Here is a 26329-nt window from a genome sequence, read left to right as displayed (position 1 = left end):
ATTTCCCTCAATGTTTGCTAAGCTAATGATTAACATTCGCTTAACAAGCATTCTTGACAAGCAACGCTGTCGTATCCGTTTCGTCTGGTTAACTCTCTCCTACCTTTAACCAAACACTTTCAACGTTTGCTTCTCACTCTCGAGCCAGAGGGTCACTTCAACGTCCCCTGCTCTTTTCAACAAGGAGGCACTATGATCACTCATATCAGCCCTGCCGGTAGCATGGATTTACTCTCTCAACTTGAGGTTGAGCGTCTTAAGAAAACCGCGTCTAGTGATCTGTACCAACTGTATCGTAACTGTACGTTAGCGGTCCTGAACTCGGGTAGCCATACCGACAACTCCAAAGAGTTGCTCGACAAATATCTGTCGTTCGATGTCGAAGTCGTTCGCCGTGAGCGTGGTATTAAGCTCGAACTAAGCAACCCACCAGAGCATGCCTTTGTCGATGGTGAAATCATCAAGGGTATTCAAGAGCATCTATTTTCAGTGCTGCGTGACATTGTTTACGTCAACATGCACTTAGCCGATAACCAAAGGCTCAACCTGACTAATGCCACTCACATTACTAACCTTGTGTTTGGTATCTTGAGAAATGCAGGTGCGTTGACGCCAGGCATCGAGCCTAACCTGATTGTATGTTGGGGTGGTCACTCTATTAATGCCAGCGAATACCAATACACTCGTGAAGTCGGTAATGAGCTCGGCCTCCGTGAACTGAATATCTGTACCGGTTGTGGACCGGGTGCAATGGAAGGCCCAATGAAAGGGGCTGCCATTGGTCACGCGAAGCAGCGTTACACCGATCATCGTTATCTTGGGCTTACCGAGCCTTCAATCATTGCCGCTGAGCCACCAAACCCGATAGTAAACGAACTGGTGATCATGCCAGATATCGAGAAGCGTCTTGAGGCATTCGTTCGTATGGCGCATGGCATCATCATTTTCCCAGGCGGCCCAGGCACGGCCGAAGAGCTGCTGTACATCTTAGGGATCATGATGCACCCGAATAACGCCGAGCAGCCAATGCCGATTGTCCTAACTGGCTCGAAAGAGAGTGAAGCGTATTTCCGCTCGATCGATAAGTTCATTGGTGAAACTCTAGGGCCTGATGCACAGAAACATTACGAGATCGTGATTGATGACCCAGCACGCGCTGCGAAAATCATGAAACAAGCGATGCCAGATGTGCGCTCTCACCGTAAAGAGACTGGCGATGCCTACAGCTACAACTGGTCACTGCATATTGAGCCTGAGTTCCAACTGCCATTCGACCCAACACACGAATCTATGGCGGCGCTTGATCTTCACATGGACCAAAAAACAGAAAGCCTAGCCGCTAATTTACGTAAAGCGTTCTCAGGCATTGTGGCTGGTAACGTCAAAGCAGAGGGTATTCTGGAGATCGAGAAGCACGGCCCATTCCTAATTGATGGCGACAAAGAGCTAATGACCAAGATGGACCAACTGCTGAATGACTTTGTTGAGCAACATCGAATGAAGTTACCGGGAGGGACCGACTACGTGCCTTGCTATAAAATCGCCTCACGTGATTAAGGCGTTTACGTTACCAACGTTTCAACTCACCAAGTGATACGTTACTATAAGGGGCTAGCAGCCCCTTTTTTATTGCCTATTTAGTGGAAACTTATGTCTATCCATCTTGTTATTATCGATGCCTTAAACCTCATCCGACGCGTGCACTCTGTTCAGCCGGATCCAACCGATATAGCAAGAACCATTACCACCACAATTCGCACTCTCAATAAGATTCTGAATGAATCAAAGCCCACCCACATCATCGCGGTATTTGATCACCATTTACAAGACCGTGGCTGGCGCGCAGATGTGCTTCCTGCTTATAAGCAGAATCGTAAACCGATGCCAGAACCATTGATGAAAGGCCTTGATGCTATTCAACAAGCTTGGTGGGAGTTAGGCATTGATTCACTGCTGTCTGATGGCGATGAAGCGGATGATCTCGTCGCAACACTGGCAAAGAAAGTGGCTGACCACGGAGAAACCGTCACCATCGTCTCGACGGATAAGGGCTACTGCCAACTGTTGTCACCAACGCTTCAGATCCGAGATTACTTCCAGCACCGCTGGTTAGATAAACCCTTTATCGAAGCTGAGTTTGGCGTTAAACCTGAACAACTGGCGGATTACTGGGGATTAACGGGCGTAAGCTCAAGCCAAGTACCGGGCATCCCAGGTATCGGGCCAAAAGCAGCCAAAGAGATATTGACCACTTACCCAGATATCGAAGCGGCCTATCAAGCAGAAGATCTGCCGAAAAAATATCGTAAGAAGTTCGACGAACACATCGAATCCGCTCGTGTATGTAAGCAAGTATCGGCACTCAAAACCGATATTGATTTAGGGTTCAACCTGCAAGATATTCGTTACGAAGCAAACGCTTAAGTCGCTGTGACTCGATAATATTGATACAAAAAAACGCTCCTAACAAGGAGCGTTTTTTTATGTTCATTAACCGCGTATTAGTGCGGTGAGATGTTTGAAAGCGCCTGAATATGAACCGTGATCTCTTCGCGATCGTGGTAAAGGTGCTTAGCCTGCATCTTGAACTTCACTTTGTTCTCAATCAGGAACACTTTTAGGTTCTCGATATCTTGCAGTACTTCATCGTAACGGCCTTTCATAGGCAGTTTAAGGTTGAACAGTGCTTCTTTCGCCCAGCCTTTGATGATCCACTCACCCATAAGGTGAGCAACACGAGCTGGCTTCTCAACCATGTCACAGATAATCCAAGTTACGTTCTTACGGTCTGGTTCAAACTTAAAGCCATCCACCATGTGGTGCTTAATTTGACCTGTTTCCATTAGGCTGTCTGCCATCATGCCGTTATCAACACAGTGAACGAACATCGAGCGCTTAACCAATTGGTAAGTCCAACCACCTGGACATGCACCTAAATCAACACCCCACATACCTGGAGCCAAACGCTCGTCCCACTCATCACGAGGGATGAATACGTGGAATGCTTCTTCTAGCTTCAATGTAGAACGGCTTGGCGCATCTGATGGGAACTTCAGACGAGGGATACCCATAAAGAACTGGGAGTTGTTCGTTGGGTAAGAGTAACCAACAAAACAGTGGCCCGGAGCGATGAAGCATAAATGAAGCACTGGCTTCTTAGCGTTATCTTTCGCTGTCATCAGGCCTTTACCACGCATCGCTTGACGCATCGGCACGGTAAATTTACGGCAGAACTTCAAAAGCTCTTTTGCTTCGTTAGTATCTGGCGTTTCAATACGGATATCACCACAACGAGGGAAACCTTCTTCCTCAGAAAGCGCCTCAAGAATTGGAGAAATACGGTCATCGGTTGGCAGGTCTTTAATTTCAACAGCCACTGCCAACATTTGACGAGCAAAGATCAGTGATTGGAAATCGATCTCTTTGATCAACTTGTCCGCTTCACCTGCTTGGTAACATTCAAACAATACAAAACCTGTATTGTTCTTTAGGCGAGGAAAACCAAACACTTCCAGTTGTGTTGCCTTGTCTTGAATTTCGCCAGCACATTCTTTTTCAAAACCAGAGCGACAATAAAGTAGTACGTGTTTCACTGAGTTACCTCTTTTATATTCAAAGCAGCGAAGGAGAAGACTCCCCAACCAATGATAAATAGTAGACCACCAAACGGAGTGATAGGGCCAAACCATTTTATTCCTGTCAGTGCCAAGCCATAAAGGCTGCCACTAAAACAAAGGATGCCGATGATAAAGCAAATTGCCGCAATGAAAAAATATTTTTGTGATTTAGCGCCAAGTTTCATCTGCAGCAGAGCGCCACACGCCAATATCGCTAGAGTATGGATAAATTGGTACTGAACACCCGTCTCAAACACGCCTAGCAGATATTCAGACAAGATAGCTTTCAAACCGTGAGCTGCAAAGGCGCCAAGCATCACAGCAACCGCACCAGAGATGCCAGCAAACGTGAGTAAATACTTACTTCTCATTGAGTACCTCTTTGATAAACGCTGATAACTTCTCAACGGTTAACGCAATATTCTGCTGCTCGGTGTAACCAGAACTCTTACGAGGTTTAAAGCTGTGGTCGCCATCGGGAATAAATTCAACACGAATAGAATCAGACAGATCAAAATCAGCAAACTCTTCACGCTTACCAAAGGTATCGCGCTCACCTTGTAAAATGAGGCATGGCTTTGCTAACTCAGCCAGATGCTCACCTTTGTATTTCTCGGGTTTACCTGGTGGGTGGAAAGGAAAGCCTAAACACGCCATTGCGGCCACCTTATCAAGTTCAGACAAATGGCTCGCCATACGCCCTCCCATCGACTTACCACCAATCACAAGCTTATCGGCATCAACCTGCTCAATAATCTCTTGATAGGCTTCAAGTAGCTTAGGCGCTCTGTCAGGTGGACGACGCTTACCATCTTCAGCACGTTTAATCATGTAAGGGAAGTTGAAACGAATCACTCGTATCCCTTTAAAGGCTAACCCTTTGGCTACCGACTGCATGAACTCATGCTCCATGCCTGCGCCAGCACCATGGGCAAAGATAAAGGTGATGGGATTGTCTTCACCATCAATGATGACGTTATTCATCGAGTAAGTCCTCTTGTTCACTTTGCGCTTTCGCTAGCATCCAGTCGCGGAAGGTAGCAATACGACCCATGTCGGCTTGTTTCTCATGACAAACCACATAGAAGGCGTTCTTACTCACCAACACTTCATCAAAAGGCGCAATCAAACGACCCGCTTCGATTTCAGGCTGCGCCAACACGTTGTTACCCAGAGCAATGCCCTGGCCGTGAGCCGCTGCCTGCAGCACCATGGTTGAGTGACTGAAGATAGGGCCGTGATTAACGTTTACCCCATCGATGCCATTTTGCTTAGCGAACTGTTTCCAATCCTTTCGAGAAGTATCATGCAATAGCGTATGACATGCTAAATCACTGAGAGATTCTAATGGTTTTACTCCTAGCAGCACGGAAGGTGAGCAAAGAGGGATCAAGTATTCTTGGTAAAGCTTATCGGCTCTAAGCCCCGACCAATTACCTCGGCCATAATAGATAGCGACGTCTACATCATCGGTTAGCGAGCCTTCATCCATATCAACGGCTTTGATTCTTACATCAATATCAGGCTCTTGCTGATTAAAGTCAGCGAGCCTTGGTACCAACCATTGAATAGCAAAACTCGGCGGTAAACTGATGGTCAATGCGCCCTTCTCACTTCGCTCCAGCACTTTGTCTGTCGCTTCTGCTAGTGATGTGAAAATATCTTTGATATCTAAGAAGTAGCTTTGACCTTCTTCAGTTAGCAGCAAAGAGCGGTTTCTTCGGCGAAACAGCTTCAAAGATAAGAATTCTTCAAGCGCTTTGATCTGATGACTGACTGCCGCTTGAGTAACAAACAACTCTTCTGCAGCACGCGTAAAACTCAAGTGTCGAGCTGCAGCTTCAAACACTCTTAGCGAGTTTAATGGGGGTAATCGACGAGACATAGTTACTCTCTAAATAAGCATTAGTTTTTTTTATCTGAAACATTATAATTTGTCCATTGCCTAGCAGCCAGAGAAATTCTATATTTCATCCCGCAGCAGCTAGCCTGAACGGCTTGATTCTCTCTAGAATCAATTGGCTTAGCTCCTGCGATGTTGTGTTTGCAAACTCGTTCTTTTCGAGTTGGGTAGAGTTCTACCAAATGTTTTGTTGCAGTTTATACTGAAACGAGGCATGTACTTCCTGTATTTATTTTGACCTGTCTGTCAAATTTGTTTACACCGCCTTATGGGCGGTGTTTTTTTATGTGCAAAGAAATGTAACAACAAGTTTATCAATAGCTGTGCTAATTAATCTTTATTATTTTTCATCGCCAATCACAGAATCAGACACCCACTCAAATAATCAACTGAACACATACAAATAGCACCATTGAGTTGCACTAAAAAGTAACAGAATACTTCAAGATACTCACACTTCTTCGGTACTTATAAACCCGTTTAGAACACACTCTTTCTATCAATCAAAAATTTCAAAGCTGAGCATGACGATAGCACGCCCAAACTCACGCCTCTGTCTGACTACTGTAAATCATTCACAATAGAAAATAAAAAAGCCGCTTACTTTTCAGTAAACGGCTTTGCAAAATTATTAACGGTTGGTCAACACACCACTATGGGCGGTAAACCTTAACGTTGTGGAAGCCTTGCTCTTGCAAGTAAAGCGCTTGCAGACGACTCATGACACCACGGTCACAGTACAACAAGTACTCTTTCGATTGGTCTAGGTCACCAAACTGAGTGGAAAGCTTGAAGAACGGGATGTGTTTGATTTCAACACCATCGATCTCTAGCGGGCTTTCATCTTCTTCGTCTGGGCTACGGATATCAAGAACGACAGCGTGCTCAGCAACGGCTTGAACTTGCTCCACTTCTGGTGCCTGTTCTTGGCTCTCTTTCTCGATATCACGAATATCCATAACACGAGCATTCTCGATCACTTGCTCTAGCACTTCGAAGTTAAACTTAGCTTCTTCCGCTTCTAGTTTGCCTTTCTTCGCTTTCACGGTTGGCTTCTTAGAGATAACACCACAATACTCAGGCATTACTTTAGCGAAGTCTTCAGTACCAATCTTGCGAGACAGGTCGATGATATCTTCTTTGTCCCAGTTGATCAGTGGACGAAGGATCAAAGTGTCCGTCACGTTGTCGATATGACGCAGGTTAGTTAGCGTTTGGCTAGAAACCTGACCAAGAGCTTCACCCGTTACTAGTGCTTCGATACCGAAACGCTCTGCAACCATACCACCAGCACGCATGAACATACGCTTAAGAACAACGCCCATTTGGCCGTCTTCTACGTTCTCAAGGATTTCAGCAACCACAGGTTCAAAGTCTACAGAAATGAACTTCACCTTTGCAGATGAGCCGTATTTATTCCATAGGTAGTGAGCCACTTGTTTAACACCAATCTCGTGCGCTGGGCCACCAAGGTTGAAGAAACAGTAGTGAACCTTAGAGCCGCGTTTGATGTGCAGGTAGCTTGAAACACCAGAATCAAAGCCGCCAGAGATCAAGCTCAGTAGATCTTCTTGAGTACCAAGAGGGAAGCCACCGAGGCCTTTGTGACGAGCTAGAACTTGGTTTAGCTTGTCGTTAGCCACTTCAACCTTAACGGTTACATCAGGGTTCTTAAGTCGAACTTTCGCTGACTCAACTGCTTGGTTTAGACCGCCGCCTACGTAGCGCTCAAGTTCAATAGAGGTAAAGTCATGCTTACCACGACGCTTAGCACGTACAGAGAAAGTCTTGCCTTCAATGTCAGCACGGCTGCGTTCTAGTACTTGCTCGTAAATATCGTGCAAGTCTTTGAATTCAGACTGTTGAACTTCAAGAGAGTGGTGAATACCTGGAGTGTGAGTCAGAGCCTCTAACACTTCTGCGTAGTACTGGTCACTCTCAGACGTCACTTCAATATGATCGCGACGGTTGAATACCGCAACACTTTCACAGCGACGTTGAATAACGTTACGAATGTTGCACTCTAGAATCCTTGTGAAGCGCTTACGCACCGATTCACTTTTTACAAAAATTTCCGGATGGGGCTTAACAATAAATTTCATAGTACTTTCACAACATTAATGTTCAAAATTTTGAAAACGCTCATCGCCAAGTAAATTAGAGAATTTACACAGCACTTGAAGCAAGAATAGATCATATCTAAATCTAAGGGCGCGAATTATACATGAGAAAGTGAAGCAAGGAAAAGAGTGCTTGCTGTAACACCATCATTAAACCGCTTGTTATTAACAGTAGCAGGTTTCGAAACGACATAAATGCCGCAGAGAGAACCATTGAAGACCAGCAAACAAAAAGCCCAACCTCATTATAAGGTTGGGCTTTCGATGCTATCTGCATGCTACCGTGTGTACACGTATCGGCTATTCATTAATAACAGGCACTTCGTCACTGTAAAGCGGCTCGCCCTGCATGATGCTGATTTCAACGCGGCGGTTGAGGCTACGTTGCCATTCAGTATCGTTCGGCTCGACTGGCTCGGTATCCGCCATGCCGCGTACTCTCAAGCGTTGATGAGAGAAACCACGCACCTTTTCCATCTCTTGAGCAACAGACACTGCTCGCTGTGATGACAAGTCCCAATTAGATCGATAAAGCTCGGAATCAAGACGTTGATTATCGGTGTGCCCTGAGATTCGAACGATACCCGGAACATCTTTCACCAACTCAGCAACCTGTCTCACCAAAGGTCGGAACTTAGGCTGTAGGAAAGCAGAACCCGATGGGAATGCACCCTTCTCACGAATTCGAATCACAATCTGCTGGCCAAGGTTTTCAACTTCAATCGCGCCTTGGTCTATCTCTCGCTCCAACGCCTTCTTGATGCTTTCCATCAAGGTTTCCATCTCTTGCGATTGAGCTTCAGCTTGTTGTTGCTGTTGGTCTGACTCAGAGTTTTGATTGTCGTGAGTCGAAACCTCTGGCGACTTGCCTCCGGTCATCTTGCCTTGATCACGCATGGTACCGCCAGCACGCTCAGATTCACCTTCATGAAACTCAAGCGTTTGCTGCGTAATATCAATCGTCTGCTGCATGATCACATCAATCGGTGTCGGCTCTGGACGACCAGGTCGAAACTCTTGTGCAATGATGCTGGTGCCTTTAGGAATGTCTTTCACTTCCAAGCGGTTTTGTACACCAAACGCAAATTTCATCGAGCCAGCGATCTGTTTGAACTTCAGTACGTCCATCTCAGAGAATGAGAGCAGCAGTACGAAGAAACACATCAGCAGTGACATCAAGTCAGCAAATGTCCCCATCCATTGAGGCAATCCCGGAGGAGGACATTTACATGGATTTTCTTCATCCATCTTCAACTCCTCTTACGCAGGTTCACCATCAATCGTACGCTTACCTTCGTTTAGGTAGCTCTTCAGGTAACCATCGATTACTCGTGGGTTCTGACCATCTTGAATCGCGAGTACGCCATCCATAACCAAACGACGGTTGAGTGTCTCTTGGTCACGACGCAGCGCAAGCTTGTCGGCAATTGGGAAGAACACCATGTTCGAAAGAATCGCACCATATAGGGTGGTTAAAAGTGCCACCGCCATCGCAGGGCCGATCGCTTTTGGATCATCCATGTTAGAAAGCATGGCAACCAAGCCAACCAAGGTACCAATCATACCCATCGCGGGTGCTACATCACCAAATGCAGAGAACACCTTCGCGCCCTGCTCATGACGCTCTGTGGTTAATGCGATGTCTTTTTGCAGTGCAGCACGAACTACATCTCCATCATGGCCATCCACCAAAAGATCGATGCCCTTTTGCATGAAACTGTTGTTAATTTCCATCTCTTCCAGTGCTAAAAAACCACCTTTACGAGCCGCATCAGCCATCTCTACAACTTTCGCAATAAGATCTTCAGGCTCATCCGCTTTAAACATAAAAGCTTTGCCTGCGATTTTAGTCGCACCAAAGAACTGTCCCATGGTGAACTTCATTAGAACAACAAAGGTTGAGCCCCCAACTACGATCAAAATGGATGTCGTGTCATAGAACATCCCGAGGCTTCCACCTAGGATCATTGCCATAATTACAAAGGCAAATCCACCAATCAAACCTATTAGGGTTGCTAAATCCACTGAGCACTCCTCATGCTTTTTTGTAGCTCTATGTCGACGATAATCTTTGTATCGGCAAGACTATAAGATCTTTTAGTAAATTCTTGGCCTAAGTATCACACTTTTCGTTTTTGAATCCCAACTATTGGCTTACTTTGCTCTTATACGTAGCGCATAAACTCGATAAAGCTAAGGTTATTCAAGCAAAGTACGTTCAAGCCCCTTAAAAACGAACTTTCTAGCAAAATTTCTTGGTTACATTTGACCATCTCAGCGGCCTAGGGTAACGTTCGTTCATCTTTCCAAACGCAGATTTATTATGGCTACTAAGAAACCTGAAAATATGAGCTTTGAAGCAGCAATCGAAGAGCTTGATGGCTTGGTTGATCAACTAGAAAATGGTGATCTAGCTTTAGATGATGCGCTGAAAAAGTTCGAACGAGGCATCTCCCTCGCTCGTGCCGGTCAAAGCAAACTAAACGATGCTGAACAGCGTGTTAGCATCTTACTGCAAAATGATGAAAACGCAGAACTTAGTGACTTTAACCCACAACCAGAATAACGAATTGTATGAGATCCCCTATGATTGAGACTTTATTGTCTTATCAAGCACGTAATAACGAGCAACTGAACCTTTGGCTTGATCGCCTACCACACCAAGATCAGAACCTGATCAACGCGATGCGTTATGGGTTACTTTTAGGCGGTAAACGCGCACGTCCATTTCTTGTCTATATTACAGGGGAGATGCTCGGTTGCACCGCTGAAGAACTCGACACTCCAGCTTCTGCAGTCGAATGTATTCATGCCTACTCTCTGATTCACGACGACCTGCCAGCAATGGACGACGACGAACTGCGTCGTGGCCATCAGACCTGTCACATCAAATTCGATGAAGCGACCGCCATTTTAACGGGCGATGCCCTACAAACTCTCGCGTTTACTATACTTGCGGAAGGTACATTAAGTGCTGACGGTGAAAGCAATCGCGTTCGAATGATTCAACGCCTAGCCGAAGCCTCTGGTGCACAAGGTATGTGCATTGGACAAGCACTTGATATTGAAGCTGAAAACCGCTCTGTCACGCTAGAAGAGTTAGAAGAAGTTCACCGCAATAAAACGGGCGCGCTAATGAAATGTGCGATTCGTTTAGGTGCTCTCGCTGCTGGTGAAAAAGCGTTTGAAGTGATGCCTCAATTAGACAAGTACGCCGACGCCATTGGATTAGCATTCCAGGTTCAAGATGATATTTTAGATATCACTGGCGATACTGAAACTTTGGGTAAGCCACAGGGTTCTGACCAAGAATTGAACAAAAGCACCTACCCTTCTTTGCTAGGTTTAGAGGGCGCTCAAGAAAAAGCGCAAACTCTGCTACAGGAAGCGCTTCAAGCTTTGGCTGCAATCCCATACAATACCCAGTTACTCGAAGAGTTCGCCCGATACGTCATCGAGCGCAAGAACTAAGACAATAAGCGCGCATTACCTATGACTCTTGATATATCAAAGTACCCAACTCTTGCTTTGGCTGATAAGCCAGAGGATTTGCGTCTACTTCCAAAAGAGACGCTGACACAGCTTTGTGATGAATTACGTACCTATCTTCTTAACTCAGTGAGCCAGTCAAGTGGTCACTTAGCGTCAGGCTTAGGTACAGTAGAGCTGACAGTTGCTCTGCACTATGTGTACAACACGCCTTTTGACCAGTTGGTTTGGGATGTTGGTCACCAAGCATACCCGCACAAAATTCTTACAGGTCGTCGCGACCGCTTGTCGACTATCCGTCAAAAAGATGGACTGCACCCATTCCCATGGCGTCAAGAGAGTGAATACGACACCCTTTCTGTTGGTCACTCTTCAACATCGATCAGTGCTGCACTTGGTATGGCTATCAGTTCGAAGAAAGAAGGCAAGAACCGTAAAGTCGTGAGTGTGATTGGTGATGGCGCGATTACTGCGGGTATGGCATTTGAAGCCATGAACCACGCGGGCGATATTCACAATGACATGCTGGTTATCCTGAACGATAACGAGATGTCGATCTCTGAAAACGTAGGTGCGCTAAACAACCACCTAGCTCAAGTTCTTTCTGGCAGTCTTTACACGTCAATTCGTGAGGGCGGCAAGAAAGTGCTATCAGGCGTTCCGCCGATTAAAGAGCTGGTTCGTCGTACAGAAGAACATCTAAAAGGCATGGTTGTCCCTGGCACCATGTTCGAAGAGTTAGGCTTTAACTACATTGGCCCAATTGATGGTCACGATGTCAATGAGCTGATTAAAACGCTTAAGAACATGAGAGACCTTAAAGGCCCTCAGTTCCTGCATATCATGACTAAGAAAGGCAAAGGCTACGAGCCAGCTGAGAAAGATCCAATCGGTTACCACGGCGTACCGAAATTCGATCCAGCACACTCAAGTCTGCCTAAGAGCACCAGCTCTAAACCAACTTTCTCTAAGATTTTTGGTGACTTCCTGTGTGATATGGCGGCGCAAGATCCTAAGCTAATGGCGATCACGCCTGCAATGCGTGAAGGTTCTGGCATGGTGCGTTTCTCGAAAGAGTACCCAGAACAATACTTCGACGTAGCAATTGCTGAGCAGCATGCTGTGACCCTAGCAACGGGTATGGCGATTGCGGGTGATAAGCCGATTGTCGCTATCTACTCGACGTTCCTACAACGTGGCTACGATCAACTGATCCACGATGTGGCTATCATGGACTTACCGGTCATGTTCGCTATTGACCGTGCAGGTCTTGTCGGTGCTGATGGTCAAACACACCAAGGTGCGTTCGACTTAAGCTTTATGCGTTGTATTCCAAACATGGTGATCATGGCGCCAAGCGACGAAAACGAATGTCGCCAAATGCTTTACACTGGCCACCAGCATACAGGTCCAAGTGCCGTTCGTTACCCTCGCGGTAATGGTATGGGTACTGAGATACAAAATAAATTTACCGCGCTTGAGATTGGTAAAGGTCGTATCGTTCGCGAAAGCGAAAAAACAAAAGATGGCTCGAAAGTCGCTATCTTAAGCTTTGGTACTTTCCTTGAGAGTGCACTTCAAGCCGCTGACGTCATCGATGCGACAGTTGCAGATATGCGCTTTGTGAAACCACTCGATGAAGCTCTGATCAAACAACTTGCTGCTGACCACGATGTACTGGTAACTATCGAAGAGAATGCGATTGTAGGTGGTGCGGGCGCAGGTGTGATTGAGTTCTTGATGCAAGAGAAACTGCTGATGCCAGTATTGAACCTTGGCCTACCAGACAAGTTCATTGCTCAAGGTACGCAAGGCGAACTGCATGAAGAGCTTGGTTTGGACGCGAAAGGCATTGAGAAGTCTATCACTGACTATCTTGCCAAGTAGCTTTAATACGTAAGCTCGTAAGCTCCGCAAACAAAAAAGGTTGGCCCTAGGGTCAACCTTTTTAGTATCTGCTAATTAGTTTGGTGTATCGCCAACTAAACCTTAGCCCTTCAGTTAACTCACACTAACCAACCTGCGAAATGTGCCACGGCATACAACGAAATAGCCGCCATAATACCCGCTACAATATCGTCAATCATGATACCCAAGCCGCCGTGAATTCGCGCATCTAGCCAACCAATCGGCCAAGGTTTTACCATGTCAAAGAAGCGGAAAAGCACAAAACCAGTCAGAAGCCATTTCCAGTCATCGGCAGGGATATTCAGCATAGGCACTAAGCTCATGGTGATCCAAAAGCCCGCAAACTCATCCCAAACGATAGAACCGTGGTCATGCACGCCCATATCATCAGACGTTACTTGGCAGATCTTGATACCAATAATGCAGCTTACCACTACGATGGCAACATAAGCTGGGAAAGGTAATTGAACCAACAATAAGTACAATGGAATAGATGCAAGCGTGCCCATTGTTCCGGGAATTATCGGCGATAAGCCACTGCCAAAACCCGTTGCCAATAAGTGCCAAGGATTTTTAAGAGAAATAAGAGAAAGTGGATTTGTCATCAATTAACCTTAAAGTGATCGTAACCAGTTAAGTTCCAGCTTAGTGGTTCACCATTATTGTGTAATTCAAAATATTCTACAGGTCTTATCTGGCCAATGCAGGTGACTTTTGTGCCAGTGTGTGACAAAGCACTTTCCAATGAACCTTTATTTTCTTCCGGCACGGTAAAGCAGAGTTCGTACTCTTCACCACTCGTTAGCGCATACTGTTGAGCCGAAGCGACATCAGAAGCAAACTGGCGCAGCTCTGGAGAGATAGGAAGGCAACCCACATCAATGCTTGCACCAACCTCTGAACGCTTCAGGATATGCTTTAGGTCAGCAATCACGCCGTCAGAGATATCAATAGCAGACGAAGCAAGATTAACGAGCGCCTGACCAGCCAAAACTCGTGGAGTGCTCAGGTAGTGTCTCTCTTCAAGCTCTCGCGCATAAGGCTTAGCTTTGTTCTGCTCTGGGTTAAGTAACACCTCTAGGCCAGCTTTACTGTCACCTAGGTTACCCGTCACGTAAATCCAGTCACCCACTTTCGCGCCATCTCTACGTAGTGCTCGACCCTCAGGTACAAAGCCCTGCACAGTAAGTGTTAAACTCAGCGGCCCTTTGGTCGTATCACCACCGATTAGTTGAATACCAAAATAGTCTGCAAGTTTGAAAAAAGAATCACAAAATGGGGCAAGCCACGCTTCATCGACTTCAGGCATGGTTAAGGCAAATGAAACCCAAGCAGGTGTCGCGCCCATAGCAGCAAGATCACTGATGTTGGAAGCCAAGGCTTTGTGTGCCACCCAAGCTGGGTTTGCTTCCGCTAAGAAGTGAGTGCCTGCCACTAAGGTGTCCGTACTGATAGCAATCTGAACATTACTTGGTGCTTTGACCAAAGCACAGTCATCGCCCGCTGCCAGATGTACGTCTTTACGTTGTGGTTGTCGATTTACAAAATATTTTTCAATCAGGTTAAATTCGCCAGACATCACATGCCCTATCTTTAGTATTACAAAAATTTAGTTACAAAAAAGGCCAGCATAAAAGCTGACCTTTAGATTCAATATACGAACGTCTTATTTCTTACGAACGTGCGGTGCAGCTTTATCAAGCACACCGTTAACAAACTTATGGCTGTCTTCTGCTGCGAATACTTTCGCAAGCTCGATAGCTTCGTTGATAACCACTTTGTATGGTACATCTTCGCGACGAGTCATCTCGTACATAGCTAAACGTAGAAGCGCTAGTTCCATCAAATCCAGATCTTGCATAGGGCGAGATACGAATGGACGAAGCTTGCTATCAAGTTCCATGTGGCTAAGAGCAACACCAGTTAGTAGGTCGCGGAAGTATGCAACGTCTGTTTCTGGCATAGCTAGAGCAGGTTCTGCGGCATGATGCTCTTCTTCATCATACTTACCACCAGATAAGAACTGTTCTTCAACGGTAGCAATATTTTCTTTAGTAATTTGCCAAGAATAAATTGCTTGTAGAGCAAATTGACGTGCGTTACGACGTGCGGCTGGTTTCACACTGGCCCCCATTAGGAATCGATTTCAGAAAGAACATTGATCATCTCAAGTGCGCTAAGTGCTGCTTCTGCACCCTTATTACCAGCCTTGGTTCCTGCGCGTTCAATAGCTTGATCGATCGTATCAACAGTAAGAACACCAAACGCTACTGGAAGAGAAAATTCCAGAGACACTTGTGCCAAACCTTTATTACATTCACTACAAACATAGTCAAAGTGAGGTGTACCGCCACGGATTACTGTACCAAGAGATACAATCGCATCGAACTTACCTGTTTTTGCAACGCGCTGCGCTACAAGTGGAAGTTCTACTGCACCAGGGCAACGAACAACAGTGATGTTGTCTTCGCTTACTTGTCCATGACGCTTTAAAGTATCGATTGCACCAGAAAGTAAACTTTCGTTAATAAAACTGTTGAAACGAGCAATAACGATAGCAATTTTTGCATTTGGCGCTGGGAAGCCACCCTCGATCACTTTCATAAGCCTTCCTTTAACTATTTTCATCAAGTGAGAATCGCCGGATTCTAGCACAAAACTGTGAGCAATATCTAATGGTAATTTAGAAGAACAGACACCGGCAATGTAAAGATGATAATGCAGCGCTGATCCCAAGCATATAGGAACAGCGAGGAGCCAAGTTTGTGTATTGAACACGTTTTGAGTCGAACTTGGCTACTTTGCTCTTTTGGCAAGATTTATCACCAAAAGAGCCACTGAAATCATCGGTAAATTATGTTGCTACAAACGGAGAAACGTCTGCTTGCTAACGCATGGTTTATTCGCAAACGTACTCAACAACGTTAAGGCCAAAACCACCCAATGCGTGGTAACGCTTAGTGCTTGAAGAAAGCAGACGCATATCGTGCACACCTAGATCTTGAAGAATCTGAGAACCGACACCAACACGACGCGAGGTACCCTGCTTCTTCGCCATAGTTGGCTGCTCGTTCTTGTCTTGCTCTTCGAATGTCTTCACTTTGTGAATCAAAGAATCAGACGACTCTTCGTTGCCAAGAATAACCAACACACCGCCTTCGTCGCCAATACGCTTCATCGCTTTATCTAGCGACCAGCTGCGTTCAGTACCACGGTCTGAATGAAGCAGATCGGTGAACGTGTCATGCAGGTGAACACGTACCAAAGGAGCACCTTCAGATAGGTCGCCTTTTTGCATCGCGTAGTGGATCTGGTTATCAATTGTATCGCGGTAAGTCACCAGCTCGAAATCACCAAACTCTGTTGGTAAATGGCATTGTGCTACACGCTCAATCGTTGTTTCTGTGTTGTTGCGGTATTCAATCAAGTCAGCAATCGTGCCTAGCTTGATGTCGTGTTTTTCAGCAAACACTTCAAGGTCAGGGCGACGAGCCATAGTACCGTCGTCGTTAAGGATCTCAACGATAACCGATGCTGGCTCGCAGCCTGCAAGACGTGCTAAATCACAACCTGCTTCTGTGTGTCCTGCGCGAGTCAGAACACCGCCATCTTGCGCTGTCAGTGGGAAAATATGACCAGGTTGAACAAGATCAGCCGCTTTCGCATCTTTCGCCACTGCCGCTTGAACCGTCACTGCACGGTCTGATGCAGAGATACCCGTTGTTACGCCCTCTGCCGCTTCAATCGAAACAGTAAAGTTAGTGGTGTACTGTGCGTTGTTATCTTGAACCATAGGCGCTAGACCCATGCGGTTTGAACGCTCTTTGGTTAGCGTCAGACAAATTAAACCACGGCCGTACATCGCCATGAAGTTAATCGCTTCTGGCGTCACATGTTCTGCTGCCATGATCAGATCGCCTTCATTTTCGCGATCTTCATCATCCATCAGGATAACCATTTTTCCTAGGCGAATGTCTTCAATAATTTCTTGAGGAGTACTAATTGGCATTGTTCTATATCCTTTGAAATGGTTCTGCTTCCTAGAACCGACACTATTTAAACCTGATGATATTGCTTCGCTTTACAAAGTCTCGCTTAACGCACTTTGTATCAACGGTTAGGCAAAACCATTCTGCTGTAAGAATTCCATCGTTAATCGAGATTCAGGCTCAGATTCTTGTTGCTGACCTTGCAGTAAACGCTCCATGTAACGTGCTAATACATCAACTTCTAGATTCACTTTACGACCGACATTGAATTGGTCGATGGTGGTTTCTGAAGAAGTATGAGGAACGATAGTCAGCTTGAATGCGTTCTTACGTAAATCGTTCACAGTCAGGCTAATGCCATCAACTGTTACTGAGCCTTTTTGAGCCACGTATTTTGAGATTTCTGCTGGCATTTCTACCCAGAATTCAATCGCACGGCCAACTTGGTTACGTTCAACAATCTCACCCACGCCATCAACGTGACCAGACACTATATGTCCACCGAAACGCGTGGTTGGTAACATTGCTTTCTCAAGGTTAACTTTATCGCCCGCTTGGTAATCGACAAAACCCGTTTTTTTCAGAGTCTCAAGCGAAAGATCTGCACTGTAGCTGTGGTCGTTATATTCAACAACTGTCAAACACACACCATTGGTAGCGATACTGTCGCCTAACTTAACGTCAGCCATATCAAGCTTACCAACATTAACCGTTACGGTGATGTCTTCTCCGCGGGGAGTGATTGCACTCAATGTACCTACGGCTTCTACAATTCCTGTAAACATTTTAAAACTCTTTTTGTTGTCAACGACACGTATGTAGTTGGAGTAACTATTTCCACTGTGGTTTCGTTACTATCTGTTTCGAAATACGGGTTTCGCAACGATGCGAATATCCACACCAACCTGTCGAACATCTTTAATTTCTAGGTCAATAACGTCAGACATTGAAGTGAGCCCTAATGCACCCATCAAACCTCGTCCGTCACTGCCCATAAGTTTAGGTGCTAAATAAAGGATTAGCTCATCCACCAGCTGCTCTTCAATCAAGCTTTTTGCCAATGTTGCGCCCGCTTCGACCCAAATATGGTCGATATGATTGGCAGGTAATTGACGCATCAGATCGTGCAAATCGAGCTGACCTGCATCTGTGGTTGCGACTTCAATATCAGCAGATGCTTCGGCAACTCTCAACACCGATGTTGGAGTCTGGAATAACTTGAGTTCAGGACGCAGTTGGTTTTGACGATCAAGAATCACGCGAATCGGCTGACGCAGCTCGTCTTCAGCGTAATGACCTTTGATACTGCTTGGCAACTCTGCCCAACGAACATTCAACGACGCGTTGTCTTCAATCACCGTCTGGCTAGTTGACAACACAGCGCCTGATTTTGCTCGGTAGTTCTGAACATCACGACGTGCTTCTGGCGATGTGATCCACTGGCTTTGGCCATTTTCCAATGCCGTTTGCCCATCAAGGCTAGCGGCCATCTTTAACTGAACGAATGGCATGCCAGTTTGCATACGCTTGATAAATGCAGGGTTCAAGTCGAGAGCGTCTTGCTCTAGCAAACCGATTTCAACCTCAATACCCGCATCGCGTAGCATTTTGATACCACGACCTGCGACTTTTGGGTTTGGGTCCTGCATGGCACAAATCACTTTGGCTACTTGAGCCTTAATCAAACCTTCAGCACAAGGCGGCGTTCGACCGTAATGAGAACAAGGCTCTAGCGTGACATAAGCCGTCGCACCTTTTGCTTTGTCGCCTGCCATTCGCATGGCATGTACTTCAGCATGAGGTTCGCCAGCTTTGGCATGAAAACCTTCACCAACGATCTGACCGTCGGTTTGTACAATGACACAACCCACATTAGGGTTTGGCGCAGTAGTGTAAATGCCGCGTTTTGCTAACTGAATAGCACGCGACATCATTTGAAAATCTAGGGGAGTAAAGTTTGACATGATTGAGGAGTTAATCCTCTAATTTAGCGATTTCTTCGCCAAACTCTCGGATGTCTTCAAAGCTGCGGTAAACAGAGGCAAAACGAATGTACGCCACTTTATCCAATTCTTTCAATTGGCCCATCACAAGATTACCAATCATCTCGCTTGGTACTTCACGCTCACCAGTTGCACGGAGTTGTGACTTAATCGTACTGATCGCAAGTTCAATCGCGTCAGCACTCACTGGGCGTTTTTCTAGGGCGCGCTGTACACCACCCACCATTTTATCTTCATTAAATGGTTCGCGGTTTCCATTCGACTTTATGACTTTAGGCATCACAAGTTCTGCCGATTCGAACGTAGTAAAACGTTCACTACATGCAAGGCATTGACGGCGACGACGAACCTGATGGCCATCGGCTACCAGTCTTGAATCGATTACTTTAGTGTCGTTCTCTGAACAAAAAGGACAATGCATATCACCTCCAAATAATTGAATATCAGTGTAACGGAATTGCCAAACGTTAGGAAAGAAAAAGGGCCAATTAAGGCCCTTTTGTGTGGTGATTCATTGATTATTGCTACTCGACCGCCATTTCAAAAATGAGCTGAGGAGTAAAATTAACGACCAGCGTTAACCGCGGACTAAATAGTTCGCTTTACCTACCCATTTGTAGCTTGTCAGCTCTTCTAAGCCCATTGGGCCGCGAGCATGCAATTTCTGAGTAGACACGGCAACTTCAGCACCTAAACCAAACTGTGCTCCATCAGTGAAACGTGTTGATGCATTCACATAAACCGCTGCAGAACCAACAGAGTTAATGAAACGCTCTGAGCTCTCTAAGCTATTGGTCATGATCGCATCTGAATGACTCGCGTTGTGTACACGCATGTGGTCAATCGCTTCTGCCACATCCGCTACCACTTTCACGCCTAGCGTGTAGCTTAGCCATTCAGTGTCAAAGTCGCCTTCAACCGCATCACGTTGGTCTTCAAAACCCGCTAGCAGCGATTTTGCACTGGTATCAGCAACTAAGGTTACCTTGCCGGCTAAACGCTGTTTCAGCTTAGTTAGGAAAGCTTCAGCAACCGCTTCATGCACTAGCAGTGTATCTAACGAGTTACACGCCGATGGACGTTGAACTTTTGAGTTTTCGACCACATCGACAGATTTCTCAAGATCAGCGCTTTCATCAACGAAGATATGGCTGATACCAAAGCCGCCGATGATTACTGGGATGGTGCTGTTCTCTTTACACATCTTGTGCAGACCAGCGCCGCCACGAGGAATGATCATATCCACGTAGTCGTCCAGTTTAAGCAGTTGAGAAACGAGTTCACGATCTGGCTTCTCGATGTACTGAACAGAAGCGGCTGAAAGCTCCGCTTTCTCTAATGCAGACTGGATAACCTTAACCAGTTCCATGTTCGAGAAAAACGTCTCTTTACCACCACGTAGAATGCTTGCGTTACCTGTCTTCAGACACAGAGCTGCAATATCGATGGTTACGTTCGGACGCGCTTCATAGATAACACCCACCACACCAAGTGGCACGCGGCGGCGAGACAGTGACATACCGTTTTCTAGTACTTTGCTGTCAATTTCGCTGCCAACTGGGTCATTCAGGCTAATCACGTTACGAACATCGTTAGCGATACCGGTTAAGCGCTCTTCGTTAAGAAGTAGACGATCGAGCAGTGCGTCAGTTAAACCCGCTTCACGACCCAGTTCGATGTCTTTCGCGTTCGCTTCTAAAATCGTTGTTGCGTTTGCTTCTAGCTCATCAGCGATAATCGCCAATGCTTTATTCTTTTGCGCCGTAGATGCGGTCGCTAGGTGGAAAGCAGCGTCTTTTGCTGCGATACCCATGTTAGTTAAATCCACGTTTAACTCTCCCTAAATTCTGTCTGTCTTTGGATGCAAAAAGGTGATTCACCTTATCATCACGAGCTACTCTTGGATTACAACTAGGTCGTCACGGTGAATGACTTCTGACCCATAATCGTATCCAAGGATGTCGCCAATATCTTTACTGTGCTTGCCTGCAATTTTTGCTAGGTCTTGGCTTGAATAACTGGCGATACCACGCGCAATTACTTTGCCTTTGCTGTCTGTGACTTGGGTAACTTCACCACGAGAGAATTCGCCTTTAACTCGAACAACCCCTTTCGCCAACAAGCTGCTGCCTTTGGTGTTGACTGCGTTTACTGCGCCGTCGTCAACCACGATGTCACCTGCTGAAGCAGGGCCCGCTAAAATCCAGCGTTTACGGTTTTCAAGCGCTTCCGCTAAAGGCAAGAAACGTGTGCCTTGTGGGTTATCACTCAGTGAATCAAACACCACATTTTCAGCACTGCCCGCAGCAATAATCACTTCGATGCCTGCGCGACGAGCAATGTCAGCCGCCTGCAGTTTTGTCGCCATGCCGCCAGTACCCAGCGTAGTACCGCTGCCACCTGCGATCTTACGCAGCGTGTCATCAATGGTTTTCACTTCTTTGATGAGCTCAGCATTTGGATCTTTACGAGGGTCAGCCGTAAACAGGCCTTTTTGGTCTGTTAGTAGCAAAAGCTTATCAGCACCGCACAAAATACCCACTAAGGCCGACAAGTTATCATTGTCGCCCACTTTAATTTCGTTGGTTGCTACTGCGTCGTTTTCGTTTACTACCGGAATAATATCGTGCTCAACCAGTGCGTTGATCGTGTCACGTGCATTAAGAAAACGCTCGCGATCATCGAGATCAGCACGAGTCAGTAGCATCTGGCCAATCTTAAGGCCATAGATAGCAAACAAAGACTCCCAAACTTGAATCAACTGACTTTGCCCAACTGCCGCAAGCAACTGTTTGCTCGCCATTGAGTTGGGAAGTGCGGGGTAACCAAGGTGCTCACGTCCTGCTGCAATTGCACCAGACGAAACCATAACCACAGAGTGGCCTTGTTTTTTTAATTCAGCACATTGACGAACCAGCTCAACCATATGAGCGCGGTCTAATGCCAATGTTCCACCAGTTAAGACACTGGTACCCAGTTTAACAACGACAGTTTTACGCTGTGTTGTTGTCCCGCTTTGATGATTTGTTGTCATGAAGTCTTTTATGGATAAAACAAATAAGAGGTGATGTTTTAGCAATCAAAAGGGGAATTCACAAGCAGAAAAGGTGCGAAATCGCACCTTTTTGCTTTATATAGAAGAGTAACCTTTAAAATTAGACGAATTCGACAGACTCTTCGTCTAATTGGATGCTGATTTCAAACTTACTTTGAAGTTCATCAACCAGTTTTTTGTGGAAGGCTTCTTGAGTTCGAGAGACCTCAGCGACCGCCTTTTTAGGTAACGGCAAAGAATCCCAGTTACCATCGATGTTGTACTTGCCGATATTGTACTTCGCCGAATATCCCTCTTCCGACTTATCCAATTCCAGCCACCAGCCCCAGAACTCGCGTTCTTCTGGTGATTTTTTATCGTTCACACATACAGACAAGCAATCAAAGATATAGTGGCCTTCTTCTGATTGCGGTTCCCTTAAGTAAGGCCCGATCGCCTTTAAAACATTCAACAAGCGGTAATGCGTAGGTTGTTGTGTCACTTCTGACATATTGAATCTCCATTTTCAATGTTAAGAATGACGTTACTCAGACTGTTATACGTAGAAACTACGCATTTGGATTTTATAAATGACCTCTGAGTATCAGGTACTTAGTTTGTACATTTTTCATGCTTAACTAATTTAGGAGAAATGTCATCTAAATAATTCATCCTCAAGCCACTTTATCGCCAATTCGAGGGATTGCTCATAACCTTGTGTAATTGACTTAGCTTTGATTTTCTTCGCTTTTCCGTAATCACTGTAAATAGCAACCAGTTGATTATCCATTGGCGGTGAAACCGGGTCGCCTTCCAGAGCCAATGCCAAGATAGGAACACTGGTTTTACTGTTTGACAGCAAACCTTGTACCTTGAGTGACCACGCCATCAACTGCCCAGAAAGGCTATTGATATCGACCGCCCCTTTACCAAGGCGCGAAGCCAACACATCTAGATGCATTTTAGGCATCTGCTTAAGTTTGTCTGCATGAACAAAGATATCGTGAATTGGCGCGCCTAAAGAAATACACGCTTTAATCTTATGTTGCTCGAGGAAAGATAATCTCACCATCGCATTGCCACCGAAGCGGAAACCAAACAAGCCGACTTTGTGGTGATCGACCCATGGGATGTTAGGCAATTCATTCAGCACTGCTTGGTGAAGACAAGATGAGTCTTCTGTTAACGGCCAATGTGCACTGTGCCCTATTGATGGCATGTCTACCGTTAACATAGCAATGTTCTTAGGTGCTAAATAATCCCTAAACAGGCGCCACATATCGGTTTGCAAGCTATCTAGACCCGCGCTGACAATCACAACCGGTTGTGGTTTATCTGTCTTGGTTAGATGCAAGTTCGCTTTGATCTTCTTGTTTTGGTATGGAATATCAATCTGCTTGACGATCAACTTAGTGTGCTTGATCGCTTCAGAATACGCTGCGTTGGCCAACACTTGAGCCTGAGCTGCCAAGTTGTCGTTCTTGAGGTGTGGGTAACCCGCAATACTGAAGCACAACGATGCGGAAAATAGCTCTTCAGCCATCTCTTCACCATTCTTCTCATTAGAACGATTTTGATGCTGCATACCCAGCTTGGTCCATTCGTATGCCCAGTTACCACTTCGGTAACCCATGACCGTATCAAGCCACTCATCGGTTGTACGAGAGTTATCTGATGACGCGATGCGAGCCAATACCGCTTCCTGCTCTATTGGATTAACGCCTTGCCATACCCACTGAAGACGTCTTAGGTTTCGATACCATGATGAGTTTTGCTGTTCACGTTTCTCATCCAATAGCGCTTCAGAGCTTGGCATGTATTGTGTCAACATTGAGGTCTCTTTCGCTTGCTTGTGCTTTACAAACAAAGTTTCCGAAAGGTTCGAGCTCGTTTCTTCTGGTTCAGACATTGGGATACTTAATAAGAAATGGTTGTCACTAATAATATAAAAAAAAATGACCCTATAAAGGGTCATTTCTCAAAAAACTAAGTTTACGCTTATTTTGACTTGCGATTTACTGGCTCTACGTAGCTTAGGCTAGTATCCCAAGGTTGCTCAATCCATGTGTCTTGAGCGATATCAACAATGTACTCGTCTAGCAAATCAGCGCCAGATGGTTTTGCACATACAGCGATCAGTTTCGCTTTAGGGTACATTTCGCGAAGCTTACGTGCAGTGTCACCACTATCAACCAAGTCTTCAACGATTAGGAAGCCTTCGCCGTCACCTTCAGGTGCTTTAACTACTGTCATATCACGTTGGTGATCGTGGTCGTAGCTAGAAATACAAATCGTATCTACGTGACGAATACCTAGCTCACGAGCCAAGATTGCACCAGGAACCAAACCACCACGGCTTACTGCCCAGATGCCTTTCCACTGCTCTGCTGGCATTTGCTTTTCAGCAAGTTGACGGCAGTAAGTCTGCATGTTGTCCCAAGTGATAACGAATTTGTTGCTCATAGTATAAAACCTAATAATTTTGTCATGTTATTAGAGGCTATTTCAAACATAGCCTCTTCAGCGATTAAGCAGAAATCTAGACGATTAAGCGAAAATGTATTTAAGAATAAAGATAGCCGACATTACCCACACAGCAGGTGAAACGTCGCGACCTTTACCACTTAGCAGCTTAATTGCAGCGTAAGCGATGAAACCTAGTGAGATACCCTCAGCGATAGAGTACGTCAGCGGCATAAGCAGACATGTTACCACGACTGGTGCTGCTTCCGTAAGATCACGCCAATCAATGCCAACTAGGCCAGACATCATCAGAATTGCTACATAGAAAAGTGCACCTGATGTTGCGTAAGCCGGAATCATACCTGCAAGTGGCGAGAAGAAAAGAGCCAGTAGGAATAAGATACCAACAACAACAGCCGTTAGACCGGTACGGCCGCCTTCAGCAACACCCGCAACACTCTCAACATAAGAAGTAGTATTTGATGTACCTAGCAGTGCACCAATAGATGTTGCTGTAGAGTCAGCAAGCAGTGCTTTGTTCAAGCGAGGTAGTTTGCCGTCTTCTTTGATTAGGTTTGCTTTCGTTGCAACACCAACCAGAGTACCCGCTGTATCGAACAAATCGACGAACAAGAACGCGAATACCACTGAAATCATACCGATTTCAAATACAGCAGAGAAATCAAGCTGCATGAATGTAGGAGCAAGGCTTGGTGGTGTAGACATGATGCCGCCGTATTGAACGTCACCAATAACAATGCCAAGAGCTGTGATAGCTAGAATCGCAATCATTACTGCCCCTTTCACGCCACGGTGAACAAGAGCAATCGTTAGGAAGAAACCAAGTGAGCCTAGGATAGGAGCAATCGCGGTAATGTCGCCCAGTGAAACTTTAGTTGCTGGGTTAGAAACAACGATGCCTGCATTGCTAAGCGCAATAAACGCTAGGAAAAGACCGATACCTGCAGAGATACCAACACGCAGAGACATAGGGATCGAGTTGATAATCCATTCACGGATCTTAAAGATGCTTAAGAAGATGAAGATTACGCCTGATACGAAAACCGCTGCCAGAGCAACTTGCCACGTATAACCCATACCCATTACAACAGCGTAGGTAAAGAATGCGTTCAAACCCATGCCTGGAGCTTGAGCAATTGGGTAGTTAGCAACAAAGCCCATGATGAAACAGCCAATAGCAGCCGCTAAACAGGTTGCTACAAATACAGCGCCATGGTCCATACCAGCATCAGCTAGAATCATTGGGTTTACAAAAATGATGTAAGCCATTGTTAGGAAGGTTGTTAGACCTGCGATGATTTCAGTGCGCACATTGGTGCCATTTTCACTGAGTTTGAATAGCTTTTCGAACATTATCGAATCCTATAAGGGTAAAAAGTAAACGGTTGCGTAATCGATTGGCTGTGGATTATAAAGTTATCAAATAACAAATTCCAGATAGAATTAAGGCTCTAATCGATATTTATCAGAATGCCGTATGAAACAAAGCGATTAAAAATGAAGATATCATCGATAAATAACCATTAAAAACAAACAATTAACAACAATAGACTCACTAAAACTAGTTGGTTGTTTTTTCTACCATCGGTTATTTTCATTGATAATCTAGCCAGTAAATTCTGAATTCAAACTCACAATAGTTATGTATTTTTCAACAGGATCAGTAATAAGGCGCAAATTGATATTTCGGCGTTTAAAAAACAACCACGCAGAACAGCAAGGAAAGTGACAAGCGAAAGCGGTTTGGAAAAGTAGCAGGCAAAAAAAACGCCACTCAAAACT

At 45.5% G+C, this 26329-nt stretch carries 26 protein-coding genes; 5 read left to right on the top strand and 21 right to left on the bottom strand.

What is annotated here, in order from left to right; all coding sequences use genetic code 11:
- Positions 1–192: 192 nt before the first annotated feature.
- Together ppnN and xni are read left to right on the top strand one after the other, a co-directional pair.
- On the top strand, positions 193–1557 hold the full coding sequence (ppnN, locus tag AB4263_RS12760) for a nucleotide 5'-monophosphate nucleosidase PpnN (protein ID WP_017060771.1): 1365 nt from the start codon (positions 193–195) through the stop codon (positions 1555–1557).
- Positions 1558–1650: 93 nt separating this feature from the next.
- Entirely contained in the window at positions 1651–2424 is a 774-nt protein-coding gene (gene xni, locus AB4263_RS12755) for a flap endonuclease Xni (protein ID WP_017069498.1), read from the top strand.
- Between the two features lie 77 nt (positions 2425–2501).
- Here xni and rlmM read toward each other — a convergent pair whose 3' ends face one another.
- From rlmM to pomA, 7 genes are all read right to left on the bottom strand, one after another.
- On the bottom strand, positions 2502–3593 hold the full coding sequence (gene rlmM / locus AB4263_RS12750; RefSeq protein WP_372098314.1) for a 23S rRNA (cytidine(2498)-2'-O)-methyltransferase RlmM: 1092 nt from the start codon (positions 3591–3593) through the stop codon (positions 2502–2504).
- Positions 3590–3988 carry a DUF423 domain-containing protein gene (locus AB4263_RS12745; protein WP_102319950.1) on the bottom strand — a complete coding sequence of 133 codons (399 nt, stop codon included), beginning with the start codon at positions 3986–3988 and terminating at the stop codon, positions 3590–3592. The genes rlmM and AB4263_RS12745 overlap by 4 nt, the downstream gene beginning before the upstream one ends.
- Positions 3978–4601: an alpha/beta fold hydrolase gene (locus tag AB4263_RS12740; RefSeq protein ID WP_102319949.1), complete on the bottom strand. Its 624-nt coding sequence runs from the start codon at positions 4599–4601 to the stop codon at positions 3978–3980. Before AB4263_RS12740 ends, AB4263_RS12745 begins: the two co-directional genes overlap by 11 nt.
- Positions 4594–5502, bottom strand: coding sequence for a transcriptional regulator GcvA (locus AB4263_RS12735; protein WP_012604639.1), 909 nt, complete (start codon positions 5500–5502; stop codon positions 4594–4596). The genes AB4263_RS12740 and AB4263_RS12735 overlap by 8 nt, the downstream gene beginning before the upstream one ends.
- 671 nt (positions 5503–6173) lie before the next feature.
- The gene (thiI, locus tag AB4263_RS12730) at positions 6174–7622 is read right to left on the bottom strand and encodes a tRNA uracil 4-sulfurtransferase ThiI (RefSeq protein WP_372072558.1); all 1449 of its coding nucleotides are present in this window, start codon (positions 7620–7622) and stop codon (positions 6174–6176) included.
- A gap of 318 nt (positions 7623–7940) precedes the next feature.
- Positions 7941–8888, bottom strand: coding sequence for a flagellar motor protein MotB (locus AB4263_RS12725; RefSeq protein ID WP_017060777.1), 948 nt, complete (start codon positions 8886–8888; stop codon positions 7941–7943).
- 12 nt (positions 8889–8900) lie between these two features.
- A complete protein-coding gene (pomA, locus tag AB4263_RS12720) occupies positions 8901–9665 on the bottom strand; it encodes a flagellar motor protein PomA (protein WP_017060778.1) in 765 nt (254 codons plus the stop codon).
- A 298-nt stretch (positions 9666–9963) separates the two neighbouring features.
- Here pomA and xseB point away from each other — a divergent pair, with 298 nt between their 5' ends.
- From xseB to dxs, 3 genes are read left to right on the top strand one after another with little or no spacing between them, the layout of a single operon-like run.
- Positions 9964–10206: an exodeoxyribonuclease VII small subunit gene (xseB, locus tag AB4263_RS12715; RefSeq protein ID WP_004734405.1), complete on the top strand. Its 243-nt coding sequence runs from the start codon at positions 9964–9966 to the stop codon at positions 10204–10206.
- Between the two features lie 20 nt (positions 10207–10226).
- Complete coding sequence (ispA, locus tag AB4263_RS12710; protein ID WP_372098313.1) at positions 10227–11111, top strand: (2E,6E)-farnesyl diphosphate synthase; 885 nt, start codon at positions 10227–10229, stop codon at positions 11109–11111.
- A gap of 21 nt (positions 11112–11132) precedes the next feature.
- Positions 11133–13016 (top strand): 1-deoxy-D-xylulose-5-phosphate synthase, encoded by a 1884-nt coding sequence (gene dxs, locus AB4263_RS12705; protein WP_102331960.1) that lies wholly within the window; start codon positions 11133–11135, stop codon positions 13014–13016.
- A 119-nt stretch (positions 13017–13135) separates the two neighbouring features.
- Here dxs and pgpA read toward each other — a convergent pair whose 3' ends face one another.
- From pgpA to AB4263_RS12635, 14 genes are all read right to left on the bottom strand, one after another.
- Positions 13136–13642, bottom strand: coding sequence for a phosphatidylglycerophosphatase A (gene pgpA, locus AB4263_RS12700; protein WP_372098312.1), 507 nt, complete (start codon positions 13640–13642; stop codon positions 13136–13138).
- Entirely contained in the window at positions 13642–14616 is a 975-nt protein-coding gene (gene thiL / locus AB4263_RS12695; protein WP_372098311.1) for a thiamine-phosphate kinase, read from the bottom strand. Before thiL ends, pgpA begins: the two co-directional genes overlap by 1 nt.
- An 87-nt stretch (positions 14617–14703) precedes the next feature.
- Positions 14704–15171 carry a transcription antitermination factor NusB gene (gene nusB / locus AB4263_RS12690; RefSeq protein WP_004734399.1) on the bottom strand — a complete coding sequence of 156 codons (468 nt, stop codon included), beginning with the start codon at positions 15169–15171 and terminating at the stop codon, positions 14704–14706.
- A complete protein-coding gene (gene ribE, locus AB4263_RS12685; RefSeq protein WP_004734398.1) occupies positions 15171–15641 on the bottom strand; it encodes a 6,7-dimethyl-8-ribityllumazine synthase in 471 nt (156 codons plus the stop codon). The genes nusB and ribE overlap by 1 nt, the downstream gene beginning before the upstream one ends.
- 295 nt (positions 15642–15936) lie before the next feature.
- Positions 15937–17046, bottom strand: coding sequence for a bifunctional 3,4-dihydroxy-2-butanone-4-phosphate synthase/GTP cyclohydrolase II (gene ribBA / locus AB4263_RS12680; RefSeq protein ID WP_372098310.1), 1110 nt, complete (start codon positions 17044–17046; stop codon positions 15937–15939).
- A gap of 108 nt (positions 17047–17154) precedes the next feature.
- Positions 17155–17811, bottom strand: a complete 657-nt coding sequence (locus tag AB4263_RS12675; protein ID WP_010436361.1) for a riboflavin synthase — start codon at positions 17809–17811, stop codon at positions 17155–17157.
- Positions 17812–17880: 69 nt separating this feature from the next.
- A complete protein-coding gene (ribD, locus tag AB4263_RS12670; RefSeq protein ID WP_017060785.1) occupies positions 17881–18960 on the bottom strand; it encodes a bifunctional diaminohydroxyphosphoribosylaminopyrimidine deaminase/5-amino-6-(5-phosphoribosylamino)uracil reductase RibD in 1080 nt (359 codons plus the stop codon).
- Between the two features lie 40 nt (positions 18961–19000).
- On the bottom strand, positions 19001–19450 hold the full coding sequence (gene nrdR, locus AB4263_RS12665) for a transcriptional regulator NrdR (RefSeq protein ID WP_004734394.1): 450 nt from the start codon (positions 19448–19450) through the stop codon (positions 19001–19003).
- A gap of 156 nt (positions 19451–19606) precedes the next feature.
- A complete protein-coding gene (locus AB4263_RS12660; RefSeq protein ID WP_372098309.1) occupies positions 19607–20857 on the bottom strand; it encodes a glutamate-5-semialdehyde dehydrogenase in 1251 nt (416 codons plus the stop codon).
- A gap of 66 nt (positions 20858–20923) precedes the next feature.
- Positions 20924–22108 (bottom strand): glutamate 5-kinase, encoded by a 1185-nt coding sequence (proB, locus tag AB4263_RS12655; protein WP_012604650.1) that lies wholly within the window; start codon positions 22106–22108, stop codon positions 20924–20926.
- Between the two features lie 76 nt (positions 22109–22184).
- Complete coding sequence (gene crl / locus AB4263_RS12650; protein WP_017060787.1) at positions 22185–22574, bottom strand: sigma factor-binding protein Crl; 390 nt, start codon at positions 22572–22574, stop codon at positions 22185–22187.
- 144 nt (positions 22575–22718) lie between these two features.
- Positions 22719–23972, bottom strand: coding sequence for an esterase FrsA (frsA, locus tag AB4263_RS12645; protein ID WP_017060788.1), 1254 nt, complete (start codon positions 23970–23972; stop codon positions 22719–22721).
- Between the two features lie 89 nt (positions 23973–24061).
- Positions 24062–24526 carry an oxytetracycline resistance phosphoribosyltransferase domain-containing protein Tet(34) gene (gene tet(34), locus AB4263_RS12640; RefSeq protein ID WP_009847475.1) on the bottom strand — a complete coding sequence of 155 codons (465 nt, stop codon included), beginning with the start codon at positions 24524–24526 and terminating at the stop codon, positions 24062–24064.
- Positions 24527–24610: 84 nt separating this feature from the next.
- Positions 24611–25900, bottom strand: a complete 1290-nt coding sequence (locus AB4263_RS12635) for an NCS2 family permease (protein WP_017060789.1) — start codon at positions 25898–25900, stop codon at positions 24611–24613.
- Positions 25901–26329: the final 429 nt, after the last annotated feature.

Source organism: Vibrio sp. 10N.261.55.C5 (genome assembly GCF_041470505.1).
Classification (GTDB): domain Bacteria; phylum Pseudomonadota; class Gammaproteobacteria; order Enterobacterales; family Vibrionaceae; genus Vibrio; species Vibrio crassostreae_C.
This window is presented reverse-complemented; position numbering and strand designations above follow the sequence as displayed.